The 21,796-nt window shown below is 61.4% G+C and carries 17 protein-coding genes; 7 read left to right on the top strand and 10 right to left on the bottom strand.

Translation table 11 applies throughout. From position 1 onward, the window contains the following. Positions 1 to 9: 9 nt before the first annotated feature. The 3 genes from ACUY3D_RS08580 to ACUY3D_RS08570 are packed head-to-tail and all read left to right on the top strand — an operon-like array spanning position 10 to position 2,854. The gene (locus ACUY3D_RS08580) at positions 10 to 1,206 is read left to right on the top strand and encodes an acetyl-CoA C-acyltransferase (protein ID WP_448240872.1); all 1,197 of its coding nucleotides are present in this window, start codon (positions 10 to 12) and stop codon (positions 1,204 to 1,206) included. After that, a complete protein-coding gene (locus ACUY3D_RS08575; protein WP_070561850.1) occupies positions 1,207 to 1,974 on the top strand; it encodes an enoyl-CoA hydratase/isomerase family protein in 768 nt (255 codons plus the stop codon). Between the two features lie 28 nt (positions 1,975 to 2,002). Continuing rightward, a complete protein-coding gene (locus ACUY3D_RS08570) occupies positions 2,003 to 2,854 on the top strand; it encodes a 3-hydroxyacyl-CoA dehydrogenase family protein (RefSeq protein ID WP_070561852.1) in 852 nt (283 codons plus the stop codon). Here the strand turns inward: ACUY3D_RS08570 and ACUY3D_RS08565 are convergent. The 7 genes from ACUY3D_RS08565 to ACUY3D_RS08535 form a co-directional block, all read right to left on the bottom strand. Next, the gene (locus tag ACUY3D_RS08565; protein ID WP_070561854.1) at positions 2,842 to 3,579 is read right to left on the bottom strand and encodes a response regulator; all 738 of its coding nucleotides are present in this window, start codon (positions 3,577 to 3,579) and stop codon (positions 2,842 to 2,844) included. The genes ACUY3D_RS08570 and ACUY3D_RS08565 overlap by 13 nt on opposite strands. Then, positions 3,576 to 6,173 (bottom strand): ATP-binding protein, encoded by a 2,598-nt coding sequence (locus ACUY3D_RS08560; RefSeq protein ID WP_269948641.1) that lies wholly within the window; start codon positions 6,171 to 6,173, stop codon positions 3,576 to 3,578. Before ACUY3D_RS08560 ends, ACUY3D_RS08565 begins: the two co-directional genes overlap by 4 nt. A 23-nt stretch (positions 6,174 to 6,196) precedes the next feature. Further along, on the bottom strand, positions 6,197 to 6,748 hold the full coding sequence (locus ACUY3D_RS08555) for a potassium-transporting ATPase subunit C (RefSeq protein ID WP_070821866.1): 552 nt from the start codon (positions 6,746 to 6,748) through the stop codon (positions 6,197 to 6,199). A gap of 29 nt (positions 6,749 to 6,777) precedes the next feature. Further along, positions 6,778 to 8,847, bottom strand: a complete 2,070-nt coding sequence (gene kdpB, locus ACUY3D_RS08550) for a potassium-transporting ATPase subunit KdpB (protein ID WP_154736139.1) — start codon at positions 8,845 to 8,847, stop codon at positions 6,778 to 6,780. Then, positions 8,844 to 10,556, bottom strand: a complete 1,713-nt coding sequence (gene kdpA / locus ACUY3D_RS08545) for a potassium-transporting ATPase subunit KdpA (RefSeq protein WP_371326328.1) — start codon at positions 10,554 to 10,556, stop codon at positions 8,844 to 8,846. Before kdpA ends, kdpB begins: the two co-directional genes overlap by 4 nt. Next, complete coding sequence (kdpF, locus tag ACUY3D_RS08540) at positions 10,556 to 10,651, bottom strand: K(+)-transporting ATPase subunit F (protein WP_039672809.1); 96 nt, start codon at positions 10,649 to 10,651, stop codon at positions 10,556 to 10,558. The genes kdpA and kdpF overlap by 1 nt, the downstream gene beginning before the upstream one ends. Positions 10,652 to 10,927: 276 nt before the next feature. Further along, positions 10,928 to 11,338, bottom strand: coding sequence for a PaaI family thioesterase (locus tag ACUY3D_RS08535; RefSeq protein ID WP_070510093.1), 411 nt, complete (start codon positions 11,336 to 11,338; stop codon positions 10,928 to 10,930). A 102-nt stretch (positions 11,339 to 11,440) separates the two neighbouring features. Between ACUY3D_RS08535 and paaZ the strand changes: the two genes are divergently transcribed. From paaZ to ACUY3D_RS08520, 3 genes are all read left to right on the top strand, one after another. Next, positions 11,441 to 13,501 carry a phenylacetic acid degradation bifunctional protein PaaZ gene (gene paaZ, locus ACUY3D_RS08530; protein WP_448240871.1) on the top strand — a complete coding sequence of 687 codons (2,061 nt, stop codon included), beginning with the start codon at positions 11,441 to 11,443 and terminating at the stop codon, positions 13,499 to 13,501. Positions 13,502 to 13,577: 76 nt separating this feature from the next. After that, positions 13,578 to 15,278 (top strand): FAD-binding dehydrogenase, encoded by a 1,701-nt coding sequence (locus ACUY3D_RS08525; RefSeq protein ID WP_448240869.1) that lies wholly within the window; start codon positions 13,578 to 13,580, stop codon positions 15,276 to 15,278. A gap of 27 nt (positions 15,279 to 15,305) precedes the next feature. Further along, on the top strand, positions 15,306 to 16,589 hold the full coding sequence (locus tag ACUY3D_RS08520) for a hypothetical protein (RefSeq protein ID WP_070533691.1): 1,284 nt from the start codon (positions 15,306 to 15,308) through the stop codon (positions 16,587 to 16,589). Between the two features lie 42 nt (positions 16,590 to 16,631). Here the strand turns inward: ACUY3D_RS08520 and leuS are convergent, their stop codons facing one another. The 3 genes from leuS to ACUY3D_RS08505 form a co-directional block, all read right to left on the bottom strand. Then, entirely contained in the window at positions 16,632 to 19,475 is a 2,844-nt protein-coding gene (gene leuS / locus ACUY3D_RS08515; RefSeq protein WP_448240867.1) for a leucine--tRNA ligase, read from the bottom strand. A 441-nt stretch (positions 19,476 to 19,916) separates the two neighbouring features. Further along, positions 19,917 to 20,444 carry an excisionase family DNA-binding protein gene (locus tag ACUY3D_RS08510; protein ID WP_448240866.1) on the bottom strand — a complete coding sequence of 176 codons (528 nt, stop codon included), beginning with the start codon at positions 20,442 to 20,444 and terminating at the stop codon, positions 19,917 to 19,919. A gap of 55 nt (positions 20,445 to 20,499) precedes the next feature. Continuing rightward, positions 20,500 to 20,880 (bottom strand): zinc ribbon domain-containing protein YjdM, encoded by a 381-nt coding sequence (locus tag ACUY3D_RS08505; RefSeq protein ID WP_448240865.1) that lies wholly within the window; start codon positions 20,878 to 20,880, stop codon positions 20,500 to 20,502. A gap of 115 nt (positions 20,881 to 20,995) precedes the next feature. Between ACUY3D_RS08505 and ACUY3D_RS08500 the strand changes: the two genes are divergently transcribed. Beyond that, the gene (locus tag ACUY3D_RS08500) at positions 20,996 to 21,604 is read left to right on the top strand and encodes a CueP family metal-binding protein (RefSeq protein WP_448240864.1); all 609 of its coding nucleotides are present in this window, start codon (positions 20,996 to 20,998) and stop codon (positions 21,602 to 21,604) included. Positions 21,605 to 21,796: the final 192 nt, after the last annotated feature.

The raw sequence follows: 21,796 nt of genomic DNA, 5'->3' as shown, positions 1-21,796 counted from the left end.
AGGAATCACATGACTGCATACCTGGTATCCGGCTTCCGCACCCCCGTGGGCCGCTACGGCGGCGCACTATCCTCGGTTCGCCCAGATGACCTCATGGCCACCGCTATCAAGAAGACGGTGGAGGAGGCCGGACTCGACCCTTCCGCGGTGGATGAAGTCATCATCGGCAACGCCAACGGCGCCGGCGAGGAGAACCGCAACGTTGCCCGCATGTCCTGGCTGCTCGCCGGGTTCCCGGACACCGTTCCCGGGATTACGGTCAACCGCCTGTGCGCGTCGGGCATGTCCTCGATTGCTCTGGCCACCGCCCTCGTGGAATCCGGCCAGGCGGATATTATCATCGCCGGCGGCGTCGAATCCATGTCCCGCGCACCCTGGGTCATGGAGAAGCCGAACAAGCCTTTTGCCAAGCCAGGCCAGGTTTTCGATACCTCCATTGGCTGGCGCTTTGCCAACCCGAAGTTCGCGGAGCAAGAGAAGATGACCTACTCCATGCCGGAGACCGCCGAGGAAGTGGCCAACGTCTTCGGCATTAGCCGTGAAGACGCCGATGCCTTCGCCGTGCGTTCCCAGGAGCGCGCACTCGCCGCCATCGAAGCCGGCAAGTTCTCCCGGGAGATCGTGCCCGTCGAGGTCACCGACCGCAAGGGCAACGTGACGGTAGTCGACACCGATGAGGGCCCCCGCCCCGGCACCACGATGGAGGTCCTAGCCAAGCTGCGCCCGGTGACCTCCCTGGGTGACGTCACCACGGCGGGCAACGCCTCCTCGCTTAACGACGGCGCCTCCTGCGTCATTGTTGCCTCCGACGAGGCCCTCAAGAAGCACAATCTGACCGCACGTGCCCGCGTTATCGCCAACTCCGCGCGCGGTGTGCGCCCAGAGATCATGGGCACCGGTCCCATCCCGGCGACCCGCGATGTGCTGGAGCGCGCCGGCTGGGAGCTGGATAGCGTGGACGCCATCGAACTCAACGAAGCTTTTGCCTCCCAGTCCATCGCCTGCATCCGCGAGCTGGGCTTGGATGAGGACAAGGTTAATGCCTGGGGCGGCGCCATTGCGCTGGGCCACCCGCTGGGTTCTTCCGGTTCCCGTATCACCTTGACCCTGCTCAACCGCCTGGAAACCGATGGGCTGAGCCGCGGCATCGCCACTATGTGCGTGGGCGTGGGCCAGGGCACCGCAATCGCGATTGAGAGGGTGTAGATGACTACTGCCATTGAGATTTCGACGCGTGGCGAGAACGACGAGATTGTCATCGCCAAGCTCAACCGCCCCGAGGTACGCAACGCCATCGATGAGCAGATGGTGACGGAGTTCCACGAGCTCTGCGCGCAACTCGAATCCGATCCGCGCATCCTCATCATCACCGGCTGCACCGTGGACACCCCGAAGGGCCCTCGCGGCATCTTCGCCTCCGGGGCGGACATCGCGCAGCTTCGTGAGCGCCGTCGCGAGGACGCCCTCCGCGGCATCAACTCCGGCATCTTCCACCGCATCGCCTCACTGCCTGCCCCCGTCATCGCGGCGGTAGATGGCTACGCTCTCGGTGGCGGTCTCGAGCTGGCCTTGGCGGCCGACTTCCGCGTGTCCACGCCCTTTGCCAAGTTTGGGCAGCCCGAGGCCGGATTGGGCATCGCTGCCGCCGCGGGTGCTACCTGGCGCCTCAAGGAGTGCGTGGGCACCCCGCTGGCGAAGGAGATTCTGCTGGCTGGACGCATCCTCAACGGCGAGGAGGCGCTGGCCAACCACCTGGTCAGCGAGCTGCACGAGCCGGATGCGCTTGTCGACGGCGCCCTGGAACTAGCCGGGCGCATTGCCAAGCAAGACCCGCTCGCCGTACGCCTGACCAAGCAGCTCATCGCCATGCCAGATGCTGCGCACCCAGCGGTGGATAACATCGCCCAGGCTGTGCTCTTTGAGTCCCCCGCCAAGTTTGAGCGGATGCAGGCCTTCCTGGACCGCAAGAAATAAACCTTCCACTCACAAGGAGATTCAACTCATGTCCTCAGTACTGCAGGTTCCTGCCAAGGTCGGCGTGCTCGGCGGCGGCCGTATGGGCGCAGGCATCGCTCACGCCTTCCTGGCCGCCGGCGCGTCCGTGACCGTGGTGGATATCAACGATGACGCCGTGGCCGCCGCCCGCGAGCGCGTGCACAAGGCCATCCGCGGCTCCCTCGACCGCGGCGCGGAAGGAACCTTCGAATCCTGGGATGAGCGTCTCAGCTTGTCCACCACTGCCTCCGCCTTTGCTGGCTTCGACCTCGTGATTGAAGCAGTTCCGGAGTCGATGGATCTCAAGGTGGCCGCCTTTAGGGATATTGCTGAGGCGGCCCCGCAGGCCGTCGTCGCCACCAATACCTCCTCGCTGTCGGTATCCCAGTTGGCGGAAAGCATCCCCAACGACGTCATCGGCCTGCACTTCTTCAACCCGGTCCCGGCCTCCAAGCTGGTGGAAGTGGTTATTGCCGAGTCCACCCCGGAAGCGCTCGTGGACACCGCCAAGGGCTGGGTCGAGGGCCTGGGTAAGACCGCCGTAGTGGTCAAGGATGCCCCTGGCTTCGCTTCCTCTCGTCTCGGCGTGGCCATCGCGCTTGAGGCTATCCGCATGGTGGAGGAAGGCGTGGCCTCACCGCGCGATATCGACAACGCCATGGTGCTGGGCTACAAGTTCCCCATCGGCCCGCTGGAGCTGACCGATATCGTGGGCCTGGATGTGCGCCTCGGCATCGCCGAATACCTTGAATCCCAGCTGGGTGAGCGCTTTAGCCCGCCGCAGCTCATGCGCGACATGGTCGCGCGCGGCGAGCTGGGCCGCAAGTCCGGCAAGGGCTTCTACAACTACTCCGAGTAGCCACTCCCTCCCGCGCCCGGCTCTGGCACCACGAAGCGGTACCCCAAGCCGGGCTCCGTGAGGAGGAAGGCGGGATTAGCTGGGTCATCCTCTAGCTTGCGGCGCAACTGGGAGGTGTAAATACGCAGGTAGTGCCCCTGCCCCTCAAAGCCTGGACCCCAGATTTCAGAAAGCAGATCCTCTTTGCGTACCAAGCCGCCGTGGGCGCGAAGCAACGTGGTGAGCACGCCCCACTCGGTGGGGGTCAGGTGCAGCGGCTCACCGTCTTTAGTGATGGAATGGCGCGGAACGTCGATCAGAACGTCCCCGGCGCGTACCACAGCGGTCTCAGTGCGCCTCACTGGACTCTGTGGGCTACCATGTCTTAGCGCCACGCGCACGCGGGCCAGAAGCTCCTCCATAGAGAAGGGCTTGGTGACGTAGTCGTCCGCGCCGCGGTCGAGAGCTGCGGCGCTGAACAGCGGATCAGAGCGTGCCGTCAAGATGATCACCGGTACTGCAGACCATCCGCGGATTCCTTCCAACACGACGGTTCCGTCCATATCCGGTAACCCCATGTCCAAGATGACTACGTCTGGCTGCTGCTGTGACACCACCTGCAGTCCCTCAGCACCTGTACGTGCTGGGTGAACCTCGTAGCCCCGAGCCTTGAAATTAATGCTCAGTGTGTTGAGCAGACGCGGGTCATCGTCCACGATGGCGATGCTAGTTTTCTTCGTCGTCATTTTTGTTCTCCTCCCGCGACGGGAAACCGCAAAATAAAGGTTGCGCCCGGGGTGGCAGCTACCTCGATGCTACCGCCCATGGCCTCCACAAAGCCTTGAACAACAGAAAGGCCAAGGCCCACTCCGTTGTCGTTGCTGGTATCACCCAAACGCTGAAACGCCTGGAACAGTTCCTTCTGTTTCTCCGGCGGGATACCCGGTCCTTCATCGCCGACAATCAGTTCCACCTGTTCGGCGATAGTCTGAGCACTCATCGTCACCTGGCCAGTCGGCGCATAACGCAGGGCGTTATCAAAGAGATTGGCCAAGACACGCTCCATGAGGGCTGCATCCGCGCAGCACGTAACTCCACGCACACTAGGGTCCAAATGGATGCGCCCAATTTGCTCCGGGGAATGCCCAAAGGCGCAGGAAGCGATGGCACGATGAGCCACCTCTGCCACCTCGACGACGTCGTGGCGAGCGGTGATTGCTCCAGCGGTAAGCCGGGAGTAATCCAACAAATTGGTGACCAACCCGGTGAGTTCCTCGATGCTCGCCGCAGTTTCTGCCAAAAGCATATCTTGGTCCTCGGGAGTGAATTCAATGTCGGCATTACGCAATGACGACACCGCCAACTTGGCCGTTGCCAACGGAGTACGCAAATCGTGGCTCACACTCGACAGCAGCGCTCGCCGCAGCTCGTCTGCAGCGGCTATCGCATCAGCGCGCGCGGCCTCAGCAGAAAGCTTTTCGCGGCGAACAATACCCGCGAGATAGCCCGCGACCACGGTGACAAGGCCACGATCCCGGGCAGACAGAGTCGGGCCCGCAAGACGAAGCTGAACCGTCCCATCTTCGCTCGCCACAACGGTGTCCACTGTCTGTTCATGGCGCACTTTCTCGGGAATATGAAGGTGCCTCGAGGTGCGCTCGGGGCTAACTGCGCGCCAGGTGGCAAGGACGTCACCGTTGTCATCCAACAGCTCCGCTCGACGACAATTGAATGCCTCCCCCACCTTGCGCATCACGGCATCTTTCGGGGAGGAATCCGCTCGGCGATTCAACGCGGCACGGGAAAACACCGTAAGCAGCTCAGCATCACGCGCAGCCACAGCTGCATTCGCCCGCTCAATCTTGGCGCGGCGCACAAGAATGCCGACTGCCAGAGCGATAGCCACCATGACCACGGCGATGACAGCGTTAGCGGGATCGGCGATGTCGAAGGTATGGATTGGCTCGGTGAAAAACCAATTGACCGCCAAACCGGAAGCCACCGCCACCACCACGGCCGGCCACAGGCCACCCACCAAACTGACAAACAGAATGAGTGCAAAGTAGAACGCAGAACAGGTACCTGTTCCCAAGTCCTGGCCGTCAGCCTGCACTAACAACGCAGTGAGTCCGACGAAGGCCAACGCTGAACTAAGCCACGCGATTGCACGCTGCGGGAAGGGCCGGAAAGGATGCAGCATCCGCGTGAGCGGAAGCGGCTTTTCCGGGGGAAGATTGACAAGGTGGCAGTCAATCGAGCCGGATTCGCGCAGTACTGTCTCTGCTACCGTGCTGTGCCAGTGCACGCCGAAACGCCGCCGCGGCGACACCCCGACAACAAGCTGGGTAGCGTTGACGCTTCGCGCAAAGTTGAGCAGAGCTTCCGGCACGGAGTCCCCAGTAACCTGGTGCAGCCGCGCACCCACATCGTGGGCCAAGGTCTGCAGCCGGGCAAGTTGTTGCGCCGATCCCGCCACCGAAGAGGAACGCGACGTGAAGGAATCACCAAAAACGACGTGGACCACATGCAGTTCCGCCGAAGATTTCGTCGCGATGCGCCGCCCGCGCCGGATCAGGGTCTCAGCATGGGCAACGTTTTGGATGGCCACAACTACCCGCTCACGTGCTTCCCACGTATCGGTGATTTTTTGATCCGAGCGATACGTAATGAGTGCTTCATCAACCTGATCTGCCAGCCAGAGCAGTGCCAACTCGCGCAACGCGGTGAGGTTTCCCACGCGGAAGTAGTTGTTGAGTGCAGGTTCGATGCGTGCTTCGCGGTACACGTGTCCGTCGCTAAGCCGGGTGCGCAGAAGCTGCGGGGAGACGTCGACCAGCTCGATCTCATTCGCAGCACGCACTACCTCATCCGGCACTGTTTCCTGCGGTGCGATGCCCGTGATCTGCTTGACTACATCGTTGAGGCTTTCCAGATGCTGGATATTGAGAGTCGAGATGACGTCGATTCCGGCATCCAGAATCTCTTCGATGTCTTCCCAGCGCTTCTCGTGCTCTTCGTCGCGAGGATTGGAGTGGGCAAACTCATCGACAAGGACAATGTCAGGTTTCCGCGTGATGACCGCAAAGGTATCCAACTCCCCGGCGGACAGACCGTCAACGGTGCGTCGCGGAATGATCTCCAAACCCTCGCACAAGGCTTTCGTATATGCGCGACCGTGGTCTTCCACAATGCCGACGACAACGTCACGGCCTTGGTTAATCAGCGTGTGCGCCTCACTAAGCATGGCGCAGGTTTTGCCCGCGCCGGGAGCGGCGCCCAACAAAATCTTCAAGGTGCCGCGTTTGGTGCGCGAGGACGGCGCAGTTGCTTCGGTCAACATTGCTTCATCTTATGAGCTGATCTTTATGAACAGGGAGTAGGCGTGGGCAACGACATATTGAGAGTTGTCACATTGACCGTGTCTTCGCCTAGAAACCCGAGGCTGGCATGCTCCGTGTTCTCGGCGATGAGCTTTTCCATCTCTTCCACGCTGATGCCCTGCTCCCGAGCCACACGCGGAGCTTGCAGCTCGGCGTACACGGGGCTGATACCGGAATCCACTCCGGAACCGGAGCCCGTGACGGCGTCGGCAGGCACACGGTCTTCGCTTACGCCTTCCCGCTGGGCAATAGCGGCGCGGCGTTCCTGCATGTTCTTCTCCAGCTCCGTGCTGCTCGTACCGTAGTTACTCATTCCCTCGGCGCGAGGGAAGAAGTAGGGGCCCTCGCTCACCCCGTCTTGGATTTGGGTAGAGCCCACGAGGCACTCTCCTTGGTAGATGAGATTGCCGTCGGCGGACTGCGGTGTGATGCGGGAAATGGCCCACACAGCCGCCGGATAGACCATACCGAGTGCTACGACGCAGAGCAGCACGGCGACAAAACCGGCAATGAGGTTACGCAGATAAACACGCATTGTTCTTCCTTTTTCTTTGCAGGTTCTCTTTAGAGGCCTGGGAGGAGGGAGACGACCTGGTCAATGAGCCAGATGCCAATGAACGGGGTAATCACGCCGCCTAATCCCCAAATACCGAGGTTGCGGCGCAACAGTGAGGACGCGGAGGCTGGCTTATACGACACGCCCTTGAGCGCCAAGGGGATGAGCGCGACGATGATGAGCGCGTTAAAGATCACCGCAGACACGATGGCGGACTCAGGCGAATGCAGGTGCATGATGTTGAGGCGTTCCAAGTGCGGCAACTGCGCGGAGAAGAGCGCCGGCAGGATGGCGAAGTACTTTGCCAAGTCGTTGGCCAAGGAGAAGGTGGTCAACGCACCACGGGTGATCAGCAGCTGCTTACCAATGCGAACGACGTCGATAAGCTTCGTCGGATCAGAGTCCAGGTCCACCATGTTGGCGGCTTCCTTCGCCGCGGAGGTACCAGTGTTCATGGCTACTCCCACATCCGCCTGCGCCAGGGCCGGGGCGTCGTTGGTGCCGTCACCGGTCATGGCCACCATGCGGCCTTGCGCCTGTTCTTCGCGGATGCGGGCGAGCTTATCTTCCGGGGTGGCCTCGGCGATGTAGTCATCGACACCGGCTTCCTTAGCAATGGCCGCGGCGGTCAGCGGGTTGTCGCCGGTGACCATGATGGTTTTGATACCCATCTGGCGCAGCTCGGCGAAACGCTCGGCCATGCCGGGCTTGACGACGTCACTCAGCTGCACCACCGCGATCACCTTGCGGCTGCCATCGGATTCTTCCACGGCAACTGGCAGCGGGGTACCGCCGTCTTGCGCAATCTGGGTTACTGAATCCTCGATCTCTTGCGGCCACGTGCCGCCTGCCTCAGTTACCCACTTTCGCACGGCGTCGCCCGCGCCCTTGCGCAGCTTTCTGTTAGCCAGGTCGAGACCAGACATCCTGGTAGAAGCGCTGAACGGGATGACTTCAGCCTTCCGAGCTTCCGCGTCGCCCTCGCTAGACAGAGAGTAGTTCTCCGTCAACCAGGAGACGATGGAGCGGCCCTCCGGGGTTTCATCCGCCAGGGAAGAAATGCGTGCAATCTCTGCAGCTTCACGTTCGTTCACACCCGAAGCCACGATCAGGCCCGTGGCCTGGCGGTTGCCGTACGTGATGGTGCCGGTCTTATCCATAAGAAGCGTGGCGACGTCACCGGCTGCTTCCACCGCACGGCCGGAAGTGGCCAGAACGTTGTGGCGAACGAGGCGGTTCATGCCGGCGATACCCACGGCGGATAACAGTGCGGCGATGGTCGTCGGGATGAGGCATACCAGCAGCGCGACGAGGGACAGCGGGGACAACTCAGCGCCGGTGAACAAACCCATGGGAGCCAAAGCCGTCACGGCGATGAGGAAGAGGATAGTCAGCGTGGAAAGAAGGATGCTCAGCGCAATCTCATTCGGAGTCTTGCGGCGCTCGGCTCCTTCCACCAGAGCAATCATCGTGTCCACAAAAGTGGAACCCGGTTCAGAGGTGATCTTGACCTTGATGGAGTCAGAGAGCACCACGGTGCCGCCAGTCACGGCGCAGCGGTCACCGCCGGCCTCGCGGACGACGGGAGCCGATTCACCCGTGATAGCAGACTCGTCGACGGTAGCGGCACCTTCGATGACGTCACCGTCACCCGGGATGGTCTCCCCGGCTTCCACTCGCACGATAGAGCCTCTCGTGAGCTCAGACGCAGGGACCACCTCAATGCCGGAGTCCGTTATTAGGTTGGCAGTGGCATCATCACGCACAGAGCGCAGGCTGTCGGCCTGGGCCTTTCCGCGGCCTTCGGCATAAGCCTCCGCAAAGGCCGCGAAGGCGATAGTGAACCACAGCCATATAGTCACGACCCATCCATAGAAGCTGGGGTTGATGATGGACCACACCGTAGTCAGTGCGGCGCCGACCCACACGACGAACATCACGGGGTTGCGTGCTTGGGCAAGCGGGGACATTTTGCTCGGCAGCGCCTTCAGCGCCGCAGCGGCAAGACCGCTGTTTTTGTCCGCAGTCTTTGTGCGAGGAGCCTTGACCTGCTCAGCGGTCATGGTAGGGGTTGTCATGATAGTGCCTCCGAAATGGGACCCAGGGTGAGGACGGGGAAGAAGGTGAGTGCTGCGACCAGCAGGATGACGCCGATGGTCAACAGGGAGAAGGTGATGCCGGACGTGGGCAAGCTGCCGGCAGTGGTGGCCTGGCGCTTCTGCCCTGCCAGGCTTCCGGCTAGGTATAGGGCGAAGACGATGGGCAAGAAGCGGCCCAACAGCATGGCCAAGCCCAACGTGATCTGCCACCAGGGCTCAGTCACCGTGAGACCTGCAAAAGCCGAGCCATTGTTGTTGGCCGCGGAGGTAAACGCGTAAAGCACTTCAGAGAGGCCGTGCGCATTGTCCGCTGTGCCCGGCGCGCCGAAGTTGGTTGCAGATAGCTCGACAAGCTTGCGCTGCGCCACGGAGGCTCCGACGCCCACGAGGACTAGAACCGGCATGGTGAGGATGTAGAGGCTGACTGCCGAAATTTCCTTGCGTCCAATCTTGTTGCCCATAAACTCCGGTGTGCGGCCTACCAGGAGACCACCGATGAACACTGCTAGGATGGCCACAATCAAGAGGCCATAGAGGCCAGTGCCCACACCGCCTGGAGCGATCTCACCCAGCAGCATGTTGAGGATGAGCAAGCCGCCGCCCAGCGGGGAATAGCTATCGTGCATGGAGTCCACCGCACCCGTCGAGGTACCCGTGGTGGACACGGCGAACAATGCCGAAGCGTCAATGCCAAGGCGCTGTTCGATACCTTCCATGTTGGCGCCTGCCAACTGGGAAGCACCGCCGACGAGGGTGTGCTGTGCCCAGGTCACTAAGACAACCATCACGGTCCACAGACCACCGGCAACGCCGAGCAGCGTCCACGCGTGCTTCTGCGATTTAAGCATCACGCCGTACGTGCGAATCATGCAGAAAGAGATGACGAGCAGGGAGAAGATCTCCACCAGGTTGGTAAAGCCCGTTGGATTCTCAAACGGGTGCGCCGAGTTAGCTCCGAAGATGCCACCACCGTTGGTGCCCAGCAGCTTAATAGCTTCTTGGCTGGCCACAGGAGCACGGGAGATATCCACGCCAGAGTCAGTGACCAGGTTGGATCCAAAGGTTTGCATGGTTCCGCCAAGGATGAGCACGGTGGAGATAATGAGTGACAGGGGAAGCAGGATGCGAACCAGACCACGGGTGAGGTCCACCCAGAAGTTACCTATGAGCTTCTGACCATCCTGCGTTGCCGCCACGTCGCGCTGGTAACCCAGGTGGCCGATGCCACGGATCAACGCAACAGCCACGCACATGCCCACAGCAGCCGAGGCAAAGTTTTGTACGGTCAGGCCCAGCATCTGCGAAGCATTGGTCAGGGTGTCTTCGCCGGAATAGGACTGCCAGTTGGTGTTGGAAGTAAAGGAGGCCGCAGTGTTGAAGGCCATCCACGGCTCCACTGCGTCTTCGCGGGCGTTGCCAAAGCTTGGCAGCACTGCTTGGAGCCGCTGCACTGCGTAAAGAACCAAGACGGAGGCCAGGCTGAAGCCCAGCAGCGCACGAGTGTAGTTCTTGGCGTTATGGCCCCGGTTGGGGTCAACCCGCAAAATTCTGTATATGAGGCGCTCGACAGCCCAGTCTTTTTCAGAGGTATAGGTACGAGCCATCCAGTTACCAAGCGGCACATAAGCCGCCGCTAGAAGGGCAAAGAGGGCGAGGTACTGCGGTGCTACCGCCACAATGCTGGCGATCATGCGAAACGCTCCGGGTCAATAAGAGAAATGATGAGATAGGCCACGAGCGCGACAACAATAATGAGCCCGATAACCGCTGTGATGGTGTTCATGATTTACGCGTCTCCGTCCATAAACTCGTTGATGGCGGAGGGAGCGCTAAATGTAAGGACCACGATCACGATGACCAGAATGTCCAACATGTGGGAGAGACCCCCTTGGGTGAAAGCAATACAAGGTGTGCCCGGTGCCCCAGAGCATCGAGCGCCGGTGCTGGTGAGCACCTGCCGAGCATTGACGTTAGGCCCGCTCCCCCCTAGACCTACGGGTTATTTGCGGCATCTTTACACCCCTTGACCCCGATTTTTACGCTTTATTTACGGACTCCCTTACTTCCCTTCCGCTTTAGGGGAAATCAACGCATTCGTGATACGCGCCGTGCACAGTCTCCTCCCCTCGTCATCTGTAATGACGATCTCGTGGGAGCACAGCGTCTTACCCAGCTTGATAGCGGTGGCCGTCGCCGTGACCTGACCCGAGCGCCCGGAGGCGTGGTGCGTCGCGTTGATGTCCACGCCGACAGCGACCTTGCCCAGCGTCGAGGCGTGAATCACCGCCGCCCAGCTGCCGACGGCCTCAGCGATACAGGCCATCGCGCCGCCGTGAAGCAGCCCGAAGGATTGGGTGTTGCCCTCAACCGGCATGGTGGCCACCACCCGCTCGGCCGACTCTTCCAGGATTTCTACGCCCATCTTCTTGTCCAGCTCACCCAACTGAATCTTCCATACCTCTGCGGCCATGCCGTGCTCCTTACTTAATCCTAGAAATGTGACGCAGACTATACTAGCCTGTATTTACTGACCAACCGTTCGGAAACTAATGGAAAGGCCAAACTTTTCGCTATGACTGAAGCCCTCGTCCCCAGCTATCTCTCCGGCCAGTGGCTCACCCCGGACAACCCTTCGCGCGTTGCGGACGTGCACGACGCCTCCACCGGGGATGTCGTCGCCCTAGTTAGCGCCGAAGGCCTCGACATCGCCGGCGCCATCGATTACGCCCGCAATACCGGGCGCGAAGGGCTGCAGAAGCTCACCTTCCACGAGCGCGCCCTCAAGCTCAAGGAGCTGGCGATCTATCTCCAAGATCACCGCGAAGAGCTCTACGAACTGGCCAACAAGGCTGGCGCTAATAAGCGCGATAACTTCGTCGATATCGACGGCGGCATTTCCACCATGTTCACCTTCTCCTCGAAGGGCCGCCGCGAGATGCCCAATTCCACCGTCATGCCGGATGGCGAGGCAGAGGTCTTTTCCAAGGACGGTTCCTTCATTGGCCGCCACATCTACACCTCCATCCCCGGCGTCGCTGTGCAGATCAACGCCTTCAACTTCCCCGTCTGGGGCATGCTGGAGAAATTCGCCCCGGCTTTCATCGCGGGCGTGCCTTCCATTGTTAAGCCCGCTACGCCCACCGGCTATATCACCGCGGCCTGCGTGCACCTCATGATCGATTCCGGAATCCTGCCGGAGGGCAGCCTGCAGCTCATCTCCGGCTCCGCTCGTGACCTGCTGGATCACCTGGATTACCGCGATCACGTAGCCTTTACCGGCTCTGCCGATACAGCGAATACGCTGCGCGCACACCGCAACGTCATCGAGGGTGGCATCCAGTTCAGCGCGGAGGCGGACTCCCTCAATGCCGCCATCCTCGGCGCAGATGTTACCGCGGATTCCCCGGAATTCGATGCCTTCGTCAAGGCGGTCTTCGGCGAGATGACCTCGAAGGCGGGCCAGAAGTGTACAGCCATCCGCCGCGCCATCGTCCCGCATGCGCTTGTCGACGCCACCATCGAAGCCCTCAGCGCACGCCTGCGCGACAAGGTCGTCGTGGGCGATCCGCGTGATGCCTCCGCCACCATGGGCCCGCTGGTCTCCGCGGATCAGAAGGCGGACGTCGCGGAGGCCGTCGAGAAGCTCAAGGCAGGCGGCGGTGAGGTTGCCTACGGCGGAGAGGAGGCCGAGGGCGCCTTCTTTAACCCCACTATCCTGCGCTTTGCCGATAACCGTGCCCAGGCCGTCCACGACACCGAGCCCTTCGGCCCCGTCGTCTCCTTCCTGGGCTACGACTCCCCCGCCGAGGCTGTCGAGCTCGCCGCCCTGGGCTCCGGCTCATTGGTCGCCTCCGTTATTACGCACGATCCCCAGCTCGCCCGCGAATATGCCCTCGGCATCGCCGCCCACCACGGCCGCCTGCACTTCCTCGACCGCGATGATGCGAAGACCTCCACCGGCCACGGCTCTCCCCTTCCGCACCTCGTGCACGGCGGGCCGGGCCGCGCCGGTGGCGGCGAGGAGCTGGGTGGTGTGCGCGGCATCCTGCATTACATGCAGCGCACCGCAGTTCAGGGAACCCCGGATCACCTCACCGCCATCACCGGCCAGTGGCACCGCGGCGCCGCCGTGCAGCGCGTCACCCGCGCGGACGTCGACAGTGGCCAGGGCACCCACCCCTTCCGCAAGGACCTGGCAACACTGCAGATCGGTGACCAGTTCGCCTCTGATCTGCGCCACGTCTCCCTCGAAGAGATCCTCGAGTTCGCAGAGAAGACCGGCGATACCTTCTACGCCCACACGGATGAGGAGGCCGCCACCGCCAACCCCTTCTTCCCGCGCCGCGTCGCACACGGTTACCTGCTGGTCTCCTGGGCAGCTGGACTCTTCGTGGAGCCGGCACCGGGCCCGGTCCTGGCTAACTACGGCCTGGAGAACCTGCGCTTCATCACGCCGGTGACCTATGACGATTCCATCCGCGTAGAGCTGACCGCCAAGCGCATCACCCCGCGCGTCACCGATGATTACGGTGAGGTCTGCTGGGACGCCGTGCTCTACAACCAGGAGGATGAGATTGTGGCGACCTACGACGTCCTCACCCTCGTGGAGAAGGTCAACACGACCTACGCCTAGCGCACGCTCTCTGCTTAAAACCGAAGCTGCGAGCCAAGTCACACAATCGAGGCTAGTTTCTTTTATCATTACTGTCATGAAAGAAACTACTTCGGATGAGAATTCCATCATCATCGTCGGCAGCGGCCTCGCCGGCATGGTCGCCGGCTATGAGGCCCTCAAGGGCGGCAAGCACGTCATTTTCCTGGAACAGGAAAACCGCAATAACCTCGGGGGCCAGGCCTTCTGGTCCCTCGGCGGGCTGTTCTATGTCGACTCCCCCGAACAGAAGATGATGCGAGTCAAGGACTCCGAGGAATTGGCCTGGCGCGACTGGGCTAACTCCGCAGACTACGACGCGGTGACAGAGGATGACCGGCACGATTTCTGGGGCGCGAAGTGGGGCCGCGAATACGTGCGCTTCGCCGCCAATGAAAAGCGCTCCTATCTCAAAGGCCTAGGCCTCAACGTCCTGCCCACCATCGGCTGGGCCGAGCGCGGTTCGGGCGATGCCTCCGGCCACGGCAACTCCGTGCCGCGCTTCCACCTCACCTGGGGCACGGGCCCAGAGGTCGTGCGCGTGTTCCGCGAACCACTCCTCAAGGCAGAGGAAAAAGGCCAGGTAGAATTCCACTTCCGCCACAGGGTGGACGAGCTCGTCGTCGACAACGACGACGCCGGCAATCCGCGGGTCGTCGGCGTGCGCGGCAGCGTCCTCTCCCCCACCAGCCAGGCGCGTGGTGAGGCGAGCCCGAGGGACGTCGTCAAGCACTTTGAGCTGCGCGGCTCCGCCGTGGTCATCGCCACCGGCGGCATCGGCGGCAACCTGGAGAAGGTACGCAAGATGTGGCCCACTGAGCGTTGGGGCGAATGCCCGAAGGAGCTGGTCACGGGTGTTCCCGCGCATGTCGACGGCCGCGGCATCGACATCGCCCAACAGGCCGGCGCCTCCGTGGTCAACACCGACCGCATGTGGGCCTACACCGAGGGCATGACCAACTGGAATTCCATCTGGCCCGGCCACGGCATCCGCATCATCCCTGGGCCCTCGGCGCTGTGGCTCGACGCGGAAGGCAACCGCCTGCCCACCAACCTCTTCCCCGGCACCGACAACCTGGCCGCGCTCGCCTACATTGGCCAGACCGGGCACGGTTACTCCTGGTTCGTGCTCAACAAGGCCATCGTGGACAAGGAGTTCATCTTCTCCGGCTCGGAGCAGAACCCGGATCTGACAGATAAGGAATTCAAGAAGCTCGCCGGCAAGCTGGGCCCCGGCACTCACGTGGCCGTCAAGGCCTTCATGGACAACGGTATCGACTGGGTCGTGGAAGACAACCTGGAGGATCTCGTCGCCGGAATGAACGAAATCTCTCCGGAGGGCTCCCCCACCATTGATGTGGCCCAACTTCGAAAAGTCCTGGAAGACCGCGATTCTCAGCTGAACAACCCTTTCAGCAAGGATGCCCAAGTCAACTACCTGCGCGTCGCCCGCGGCTTCTTAGGCGACAAACTCATCCGCGTGGCTCCCCCGCACCGCATCCTCGATGAATCCAAGGGCCCACTCATCGCAGTGCGCCTGAAGTTCCTGACCCGCAAGACGCTCGGTGGCCTGGAGACCAACCTCGATGGCCAGTGCCTCAATCCCGATGGCACGGTACTCCCCGGCCTTTACGCCTGCGGTGAGGCCTCCGGTTTCGGCGGTGGCGGCATGCACGGCAAGAATGCGCTGGAGGGCACCTTCCTCGGCGGATGTATCCACTCTGGCAAGCGTGTGGGCGAAGCGTTGGCGCGCGGCTAGCACGGTTTTCTAATACTGTCGGTCACTATGAACCTCGCTAGGAACGTCCGCATCGACGTGGAGAATCCCTTCTTCACCACGTCCCGCTTCGTCGCCGCCCCCGCGGAACTCACCGTGGGCGAGATGATGATCATCGTCCACGCCGCACTGGGCCTCGAGCCCTCGCATCCGGGAATCCTCGTGGGTGAGGAAGGCACGCCAATCGACGTCCTCAGCATCATTGACCAAGACTTTTTCGAGACTTTCCGGGAGGTAGCGCACTACCACCCCTCGGACGGCGCCTGGAATATCAGCATCAGCGTGGCCGATAGCTCGCGCGTCGTCATGGGCCTTCCCGCGCTTATCGCGGGTGAGGGCCCCGATCTGATGAGTGAGCTGGGCAGCGCCGAGGCGATGTTCAAGGTGGTCCTCGACGTCCAGGCCACCATGGCCTACATGGCCGTGCCCACGGAGAGCATGGAGCGCATCTTCGCGCTCTTCCCCAACTACACACTGGACCAAATCCACCAGCGCCTCACCACGTTCTTCCCGCCAGCAGTGGCACAGCGCCTGGCCACCATGGGCACGGAGGCCGCCAACCTCGAGGGCGGCACCAAGCCCGCGCTGCCTGGGGATCTCCCGCTCGATCCCTTCCGCTCCACACCCTTCGAGGACATCCCCGTGCCGTCCCCGGAGCTGCTGAAACAATGGCGCGCGGACATCCACGAGGCCTACCCGGAGCTGCGTCCCGACTATGAGCTGCCGGCGCTTGACGACGCCACCGCCCTCCACGTAGGCCAGCGCATACGCGAATACCTCGAGGTCATCGAGGAATTTCCACGCCTGACCGGGGCCGGCTACCTCAAGCAGGCGGCCGTCGCGCGCCTCAAGGAGGGACTGAATAGCCCCAATGATTTTGATGAGGTCAAGCGCGAGGACTACCACCAGCCGTTGCTGAACCTGCGGGGTTTCTTGACGGACTTGGATTGGATCAAGACCACGACGACGGATATCAAGCTCACCAAGTATGGCCGCAAGGCCATGAGCGATCCGCTCTGGGCAACGCAGGTCGTCCTGAACAACATTCCTTATGCCTACGCCGAACCGGAGGGCATTCCTCAACTGTCCTTCGAACTAGTCCATTTATTCCGCGGCGAGTGGGAGTTCAACCCGGAATACGACTACACGCACGCCATCACCCGCGACCTGCTCTTCACGCTGGGCGTCCTTGAGGATGATTCCACGTTTCCCATGATCACCGATGGGTGCGAGGGCTTCCTCGGCGCGATCATCACCAAGGTGCGCGAAGAGCTGAACCAAGAGCTGGATTAGCTCTGGCCCAGCCCCAGCCCCGAGATCGGGGCCGCGTTGGTTTTACTTCACCACCAGGTTGACCATACGGCCCGGGACGTAGATCTCCTTGACCACGTTCTTACCGGCGGTCAGCTCGGCGATGCGCTCATCGCTCTTTGCCACGCCCACGACGGTGGCTTGGTCGGCATCGGCGGGCACCATGACGCGGGCCTTGACCTTGCCGTTGATCTGAACCGGAACCTCAATCTCATCGTCGACGAGGTACTTCTCATCGAACTCCGGGAAAGACTCGTAAGTAATGGTCTCCTCGTGGCCGAAGCGCTTCCACAGCTCCTCCGCAATGTGCGGGGCGACAGGGGAGACCAGCTGGGCCAAGGGCTCCACCGCGGCGCGCGGGGCGCCCTTCGGGTAGGTCTTGGTCAGGTAGTTCACGTACTCGATGAGCTTGGCTACCACGGTGTTGAGGCGCAGGTTTTCGTAGTCGTCACGCACGCCGGCGATAGTGCGGTGTAGGTGCTTCAGGTCATCCTCGGAGAGCTCCGCGTCCGTCGTGGACAGTTCGCCGGAGTTCTCGTCGATGGCCAGGCGCCACAAGCGCTGCAGGAAGCGCTGCGCACCGACGACGTCCTTAGTTGCCCATGGGCGGGAAGTGTCCAGCGGGCCCATCGACATCTCATAAACGCGCAGGGTATCGGCACCGTACTCGTTGCAGATGTCATCCGGGGCCACGGCGTTCTTCAGGGACTTGCCCATCTTGCCGTACTCCTGGTTGACCTTTTCATCCCCGTAGTAGAACGCGCCATCGCGTTCTACTACCTCGGCGGCGGGGACGTAGACGCCGCGGGAATCGGTGTAGGCATAGGCCTGGATGTAGCCCTGGTTGTACAGGCGGCGGTAGGGCTCCTTGGAGCTCACAAAGCCGAGGTCGAAGAGCACCTTGTGCCAGAAGCGCGAGTAGAGCAGGTGCAGCACGGCGTGCTCAACGCCACCGACGTAGAGGTCAACGCCACCCGGGTCGTTGGCGCCGTGCTCTTCTGGGCGCGGGCCCGTCCAGTAGCGCTCGTTCTCCAGATCGCAGAAGATCTCGTCATTCGTCGGATCGATGTAGCGCAGCTGGTACCAGGACGAACCTGCCCACTGCGGCATGACGTTGGTGTCGCGGTAATACGTCTTGGGGCCATCGCCTAGATCCAGCTCTACCTCAACCCACTCGCGAGCCTTGGCCAGCGGCGGCTGCGGGGAGGAATCGGCGTCATCCGGGTCGAAGGACACCGGCTTGTAGTCTTCTACCTCCGGCAGCTCGATGGGCAGCATCGACTCTGGCAGCGGGTAGGCCTGGCCGGCCTCGTCGTAGACGATGGGGAAGGGCTCGCCCCAGTAGCGCTGGCGGGCAAACAGCCAGTCACGCAGCTTGTACTGGATCTTCTCGCGGCCCACGCCCTGTTCCTCCAACCACGGAATGATGGCGGCGATGGCCTCATCCTTGGACATGCCGTTGATATCCAGGGAATCGTTGGCGGAGTTCACGGCCTTGCCGGACTCCGTGTAGGCCTCCTTGGTGATGTCGCCGCCAGCAACCACCTCAGTAATCGGCAGGCCAAAGACGGTGGCGAACTCGTAGTCACGGGTATCGTGCGCCGGGACCGCCATGATGGCACCAGTGCCGTAGCCGGTCAGGACGTAGTCCGCGATGAAGATCGGGACCTGCTTGCCGTTGACCGGGTTGGTGGCATAAGTGCCCAGGAAGACACCCGTCTTTTCCTTGTTCTCCTGGCGCTCCAGGTCGGACTTCGCGGCGATGGAAGCGCGGTAGGCTTCTACGGCCTCCTTCGGATCATCGTGGCCAAAGGTCCAGCGCTCGTCGACGTCATCCTCGTAGGGGATGGGGGAGAGGAGGGCGTCGACAAGCTCGTGCTCCGGGGCCAGCACCACGTACTCCGCGCCGAAAAGGGTATCCGGGCGAGTGGTGAAGACGTCGATGTTGTAGCCCTCAGCGTGGAAGCTGACCTCCGCGCCGCGGGAGCGGCCAATCCAGTTGCGCTGCATGGACTTGACCTTTTCGGGCCAATCCAGAAGCTCCAGGTCATCGAGCAGACGGTCGGAGTAGGCGGTAATGCGCATCATCCACTGGCGCAGGTTCTTGCGGAAGACCGGGAAGTTACCGCGCTCGGACTTGCCCTCCGCGGTGACCTCCTCATTAGCCAGCACGGTGCCCAGGCCCGGGCACCAGTTCACGGTGGAGTTGGACAGGTAGACCAGACGGAACTCGTCGAGTGCTTTGCGCTGCTCTTCCTTGGTCAGGTCCGCGTAGTAGCGGCCGTCCTTGGTGGTGCGCTTGCCCACCTCGAGTTCCTTGATGAGCTCAGAGATCGGGCGCGCCTTCTGCTGCTCCTCATCGAACCAGGAGTTATAAATCTGCAGGAAGATCCACTGCGTCCACTTATAAAACTCCGGGTCAGTCGAGGCCACCGAGCGGCGTGGATCATGACCCAGACCGAGAAGACCCAGTTGGCGGCGCATATTCTTGATATTCGCCTCCGTCGTGGTGCGCGGGTGCGTACCCGTCTGGATGGCGTACTGTTCTGCCGGCAGACCGAAAGCGTCATAGCCCAGCGTGTGCAGGACGTTCTTGCCCAACATGCGGTTATAACGGGCAAAGGTATCAGTAGCGATATAGCCCAGCGGGTGACCCACGTGCAGACCCGCGCCAGACGGGTAGGGGAACATGTCCTGGACGTTCAGTTTCTCCGCGGGAAGTTCCTTACCGTCCTCCGCGAGCGGCCCAACTGGGTTCGGCGCGTTGAACGTACCGTTATCCTTCCAGTACTGCTGCCAGGCACTTTCAATTTGCGCGGCGAGCTCCGGCGTGTAGCGGTGGGTGGTGTTATCGCTCGGGTTAGTCATGGTTAGACAGTGTAGTCACCGCACGGACATCTCCCCAGTTAGACCCAGCTAGACCGCGTCCTTTTCCGCAGCGCGGCGGCGCCACTGTCGACGCCCCCTTGTTCTCCCTAGGCACCGCCACTAAAATCGCCATTGTTCTACATCTCACTATCCAAGGTTCACCAGTCAATGAACAAGGACGCAGAGCACCGGTCTACCGGACGTTCAGTCAAGGCAGTTGAAGCGACGACCAGCACTTCGTTGCGCGAAGTCAATCAGCGTTCCGGCCGCAAAGTGCAAGCGGTGGCTGCCGGAATCTTAAGCCACAATCCAGAGCCTTACTCACAGCCAAGCAGCACAGACTTTCTACCTTCTGGTGCCGACGTTGTTTCGTTACTGGACCGAGAAGACCGCTTGTGACGATTTGTGCGGTTACTTCGGCACTTCAAAAACGCCGAGATTTTAGCCACGCCGCGCCATCTCTGCCACTTCCTTGCGGGCGTCTTTAAGGATCTGCGCAATGTCAGCTGCGTCTGCAGCATCTACGTCATAGGCACCAGCTGCTTGGGCTTCAGTCGCCAGCTCTCGCAGCGCTTTACGACGTTCAGTCCGCTGTCCATCCCGGTACTGCAGTAGGTCAACAAGCCGAACCCGCCTATGCTTGCCCCCTGTGGTGCACTCAAACGGAATCGACCCATCCTCGAGCTTTTTCACCAAAGTTGGCCTACTAATACTCAGCAAGTCTGCTGCTTCCTGGGTTGTGAGCAACTGGTCCACCGGCGCAACAGTAATAGCCTTTCCTTGTCGCATCACACGAACAACGTCTGACAACACGCTTAATACTTGTTCGGGCAGAGCCACCATTAGTCCGTCGGGTCGTACCAACGCAGCAGGCCCCTCCAGCTGTTTAAGAAACCTGCTCACATCGAGCACGGCCTCTAGGTCTTGTGGCGGAAGGGTCGTGTGCGGGCGATTCCGTAGTGCATTCATGAGACTATTTTAGAGGAATTCGAAAAACTCGAAAGGGTGACCCAGGGTGGACGCTCTAAACCTTCTTCACCACAGCAGGCTTGAGCTTCATCGCACCGAAGCCATCAATCTTGCAATCGATGTTGTGGTCTTCCTGGCCGGTGCCGGCATCGACATTGAGGCGGATGCCCCGCACCTTCGTGCCAGCTTTTAGCGGCTGCTGAGCGCCCTTGACCTTAAGGGTCTTGGTGATGGTGACCGTGTCGCCGTCGGCAAGCGCATTGCCTACGGAGTCGACGATGATCGGTTCGTTTCCTTCCGCTGCCGTGGTATCAGCAGAGTCGGCGGAGAACTCGTGCGCGCACTCCGGGCAGACAATCAGCGGCGGCATTTCGTAGGTGTACTCGGAGGAGCATTCGGGGCAGGGCGGCAAAGTTGCGGCCGAAGTATCAGACATAGGGGAGAGTTTAGCCTGCGTAGCGCGAAAAGATGATCCTTCTCTCATTCCATTGATGGATACCCCAGTGGGGTATAGGCTTGAGTAAACATATTCGGACCCATTCGGAAGACTTATGAAACGCCTCATTTCTCTTGCGGCTGTGTGCGCCGCAGCCATCACCTTGTCCGCCTGCTCCACGGAGAGCCCCGTCCCGAGCGAAGCCTCGAAGAGCGCCGCTTCCAGCACCGACATCCAACAGGTGCCTGCCGAGGAGATCCTCGCCGAGTTCGATCTCGAAGGGTTGGATGGCCCGGAGATCATCGACAAGCTGGACCGCATGCCCAAGGAGGAGCGCCCTAGCGATCTGCACGCCTCCGTGCTGCCGAACGAGCTAGTCCTCACCGCCGAGCAGGGCCAAGCATCCCTGCCCTTGCCGGAGGACAAGTTCTACGTCTCCATCGCGCCGTACATGACCCAGACCCATGACTGCTTCAACCACTCCCTGACCACCTGCACTGGTGAGCTCAGCAAGGAAGAAATCCACGTCACCATCACCGATGACGCCGGAAAAGAGCTGGTCAACGAAGACACAACGACCTTTGACAACGGCTTCATTGGATACTGGCTGCCCGCCGACAAAAAGGGCACCATCACCGTCGAGAAGGACGGCAAGACCGGAGAGGTTCCTCTGGACACCTCCGAGGAGGGCGCAACCTGCATCACCACCCTGCAGATGGCCTAGCCAACCGTGCCCACGCTGAGCGGTGCGTTCCATGTGAGGGACGCACCGCTTGTCGACGATCCACTTTCCTCAGCATCGTTCACCGCCACATAAAGTTTCCTTTGATTTAGTTTCTCTTTCCCCGAACCGACACTTGCGCTTATTGCGGTCCCAGAGTGGATTCCGGCCATGCGAACAATGGACCCAGTCCGT

This window comes from Corynebacterium guaraldiae, from assembly GCF_053480195.1.
Note: the sequence above shows the minus strand (reverse complement) of the source record. Positions and strands in the feature narration are given on the sequence as shown.

Coding starts and splice junctions, on each gene's coding strand:
- ACUY3D_RS08580 (WP_448240872.1), top strand. CDS start 10: ATGACTGCATACCTGGTATCCGGCTTCCGCACCCCCGTGGGCCGCTAC.
- ACUY3D_RS08575 (WP_070561850.1), top strand. CDS start 1,207: ATGACTACTGCCATTGAGATTTCGACGCGTGGCGAGAACGACGAGATT.
- ACUY3D_RS08570 (WP_070561852.1), top strand. CDS start 2,003: ATGTCCTCAGTACTGCAGGTTCCTGCCAAGGTCGGCGTGCTCGGCGGC.
- ACUY3D_RS08565 (WP_070561854.1), bottom strand. CDS start 3,579: ATGACGACGAAGAAAACTAGCATCGCCATCGTGGACGATGACCCGCGT.
- ACUY3D_RS08560 (WP_269948641.1), bottom strand. CDS start 6,173: ATGTTGACCGAAGCAACTGCGCCGTCCTCGCGCACCAAACGCGGCACC.
- ACUY3D_RS08555 (WP_070821866.1), bottom strand. CDS start 6,748: ATGCGTGTTTATCTGCGTAACCTCATTGCCGGTTTTGTCGCCGTGCTG.
- kdpB (WP_154736139.1), bottom strand. CDS start 8,847: ATGACAACCCCTACCATGACCGCTGAGCAGGTCAAGGCTCCTCGCACA.
- kdpF (WP_039672809.1), bottom strand. CDS start 10,651: ATGAACACCATCACAGCGGTTATCGGGCTCATTATTGTTGTCGCGCTC.
- ACUY3D_RS08535 (WP_070510093.1), bottom strand. CDS start 11,338: ATGGCCGCAGAGGTATGGAAGATTCAGTTGGGTGAGCTGGACAAGAAG.
- paaZ (WP_448240871.1), top strand. CDS start 11,441: ATGACTGAAGCCCTCGTCCCCAGCTATCTCTCCGGCCAGTGGCTCACC.
- ACUY3D_RS08525 (WP_448240869.1), top strand. CDS start 13,578: ATGAAAGAAACTACTTCGGATGAGAATTCCATCATCATCGTCGGCAGC.
- ACUY3D_RS08520 (WP_070533691.1), top strand. CDS start 15,306: ATGAACCTCGCTAGGAACGTCCGCATCGACGTGGAGAATCCCTTCTTC.
- leuS (WP_448240867.1), bottom strand. CDS start 19,475: ATGACTAACCCGAGCGATAACACCACCCACCGCTACACGCCGGAGCTC.
- ACUY3D_RS08510 (WP_448240866.1), bottom strand. CDS start 20,444: ATGAATGCACTACGGAATCGCCCGCACACGACCCTTCCGCCACAAGAC.
- ACUY3D_RS08505 (WP_448240865.1), bottom strand. CDS start 20,880: ATGTCTGATACTTCGGCCGCAACTTTGCCGCCCTGCCCCGAATGCTCC.
- ACUY3D_RS08500 (WP_448240864.1), top strand. CDS start 20,996: ATGAAACGCCTCATTTCTCTTGCGGCTGTGTGCGCCGCAGCCATCACC.